Source organism: Ferroplasma sp. Type II, assembly GCF_000496155.1.
This window is the reverse complement of the sequence record NZ_KI542774.1, coordinates 1-2,517: the sequence shown is the minus strand read 5'-3', so window position 1 is coordinate 2,517 and position 2,517 is coordinate 1. Positions and strand designations below refer to the sequence as shown.

The 2,517-nt window shown below is 35.7% G+C and carries 4 protein-coding genes; 2 read left to right on the top strand and 2 right to left on the bottom strand.

Going from position 1 to position 2,517, the window contains the following annotated elements; all coding sequences use genetic code 11:
- Nucleotides 1–56 precede the first annotated feature (56 nt).
- Nucleotides 57–425, top strand: a complete 369-nt coding sequence (locus AMDU4_RS10940) for a hypothetical protein (protein WP_021788031.1) — start codon at nt 57–59, stop codon at nt 423–425.
- A gap of 408 nt (nt 426–833) precedes the next feature.
- On the opposite strand, the gene AMDU4_RS10935 is transcribed toward AMDU4_RS10940, so the two are convergent.
- Entirely contained in the window at nt 834–1,211 is a 378-nt protein-coding gene (locus AMDU4_RS10935) for a DUF302 domain-containing protein (RefSeq protein WP_021788030.1), read from the bottom strand.
- Nucleotides 1,212–1,448: 237 nt separating this feature from the next.
- On the opposite strand from AMDU4_RS10935, the gene AMDU4_RS10930 reads away from it, so the two are divergent.
- Nucleotides 1,449–1,544: a Rieske 2Fe-2S domain-containing protein gene (locus AMDU4_RS10930; RefSeq protein ID WP_306766127.1), complete on the top strand. Its 96-nt coding sequence runs from the start codon at nt 1,449–1,451 to the stop codon at nt 1,542–1,544.
- 122 nt (nt 1,545–1,666) lie between these two features.
- On the opposite strand, the gene AMDU4_RS10925 is transcribed toward AMDU4_RS10930, so the two are convergent.
- On the bottom strand, nt 1,667–2,413 hold the full coding sequence (locus tag AMDU4_RS10925; protein WP_021788028.1) for an enoyl-CoA hydratase/isomerase family protein: 747 nt from the start codon (nt 2,411–2,413) through the stop codon (nt 1,667–1,669).
- Between the last annotated feature and the right edge of the window lie 104 nt (nt 2,414–2,517).

Here is a 2,517-nt window from a genome sequence, read left to right as displayed (position 1 = left end):
CATATATGTGAAATATATGTAACAGAAATATTTTTATTGGTAAAAACAATAGAGTTATGATTAAAATGGATGACCCAGTGAAAATTGCAAAAATGGATAGTGAGAATAGAAAAAAGGCAATGCAGGAAGTGTTTAACGAAATGTTCAAACGCAGTGATGAGGAGAAAGTTGACTTAATCAAAAACTTCATAACCGGAATTAGAGCGGTTGATGATAGTGCATATATCGGGCTGTGCACCACGAATCTGGATTTAGCAGCTGGAATGGGTGAAAATGAATTGAAAGCCTTTGTAGGAATCCGTATGAAAGCAAATTCTGAGCTCCCGCCAGATCTTAAGGCAAGAGACATGAAAATGCTCCAGGCTGCAATGGGGAAAGTTCCTGCCTCTGTATCAGGTAAAATATCAAAGTTTATGCAACAATAATTCGTTGATATTTTTATAAAATATATTTGAGAAGTTTCAATTTATTGGAAAATAGCCCCTGATGTTCATGGAAGAACATCTCTCAGGCAATTCAATTATTCAGTGGCTATTGGTACAATATGATATTAATTAACTATTTTACAAAATCTTTAAACCGATGAAATCATTATCATATGTCTTATAAATAAGTATATACGATTCATGAATATATATGACGACGTAAGACTATAAACAACCCGGCCTTTAATGGGCTCCGGATATAGCATATTGCGAGTCACATTGCAATGACCATCCGATCAGGGGCTGGGCTTAGAATTCCCCGTGGGTCAGGAAATTATGAAACGTGATTAATATCCGTTAAACCGGGGAAAAGTTTCAATACTATTAAAAGATAAAATTATTCCAGGATCATATCACCTGATTTGCTATGAGTCGGTAAAGCATTTTTAATTTTTGAATTGCATCCCTAGATTCCCGTATACCGTACAACTCCAGCATCTCATCTGGGTCTTTGTATAGGAGATATACATCATTGTTCGTTGAGTATATTAGAAGTTTCGATGGAAGTTCTATTCCAATTTCTGGGTTTTCTTTCATAAGTAGTGTTCCTGTTACGGGAGAACCGAAGATAATTACGGTTTCATTTTCCATATTTAAACCGACCTCTTTTGCATTCCTCCTGTGGTCTATAATTGAAAACACAGTGACTCCCTTTGACTTAAGAAAATCAACCACTAAATTGACAGTGTCTTCAAATCCGTGAGTACTCTTGCATTTAATCAACATATTGCTTTATTAATATATGATATAATATACTTGCCATGAATATTTTTCTTTCTAAATTTTTAATGCCATAAAGCAATAGCTTCAAAAGATATAAATTTTCTACTGCGATAATGAACCATGACATGGAGAAAGATTCTGGGAATAACGGCTCTGGAGAATTCAGATAATCATGTTTCCATTAACCCTGGTAATGGAAAGGTTGTGTTTATAACAAAACAAAATGGAAAACCATAGGGGATAAATGCCATATGTTCCCATCTTAAATGTGTTTTGGGAAACGTTGTCGATGATGGGACGAGAGTAAGATGCCCATGCCATAATGCTGAGTTCTAACTGGAAACAGGCAAAATGGTAGAACCTCCATTCATAGCACCCCATACACCAATGGAAAAATACACTCTTAAAACGTATAATCTCAGGGAAGAAGAAAACTTTATTGAAATTGAGTGATAATATTATATTCCTTTCCTTTTTATAAAATTATTTATTCTGTCTTTTGTATCTTTTTCTGAAAATAAGATTCCGAACAGGGCAGCCTCATAATCAAGGTCCTTTTTAATCTTGTTTTCTGTGCTATTGACTGCACGCTTTGCCAGCATTACTGTATTTTCGGGTTTGTTGTTTATCGTTGTTGCTATCCGGATCGCTTCATCCAACGGATTGGCAGCAATTATATCCACCAGGCCAAAATCATATGCCGTAACTGCAGGTATTTTTTCCCCTGTGAGTATCATATACAGAGCCCTGTTTCTTCCTATAACATCCGGAAGTATGGCGTTGCCACCGGCACCTGCATTTATTCCCAAGTTTATTTCAGGCTGTCCCAGAAGAGCATCTTTACTACATACCCTTATATCAGTGGAAAGGGAAAGTTCAAGGCCACCCCCAAGAACGTAACCATTCAAAAATGATATTACAGGCCTTTTAAATTCCCTGAAATACAGGGCTAGACTGTTTAACTTTCTGTGGAACTCGTAGGCTTTCATTGTATTCATATCCTTAAACTGCATTATATCTGCACCGGCAGAGAAGTTTTTTCTGCCACCAATCACAATAGATCTACAGTTTTCTTCCATATTTGACAGGGCTTTCATGATTTCATCAACCATTTCAACAGTTACTGTGTTCAAATGCTCTTCCCTGTTGAAATAGATAAAGCCTGTACCGTCTTTTTCCTCAGTTTCTATGGTTGCATATGACATGAATATATATTATAGAGATTTTATTAAAGATATCTAAATTTATTGCAGAATGAATGTTATTTTTCCTATGTANATGACTGCACTATATGCTTAATTTAATACTT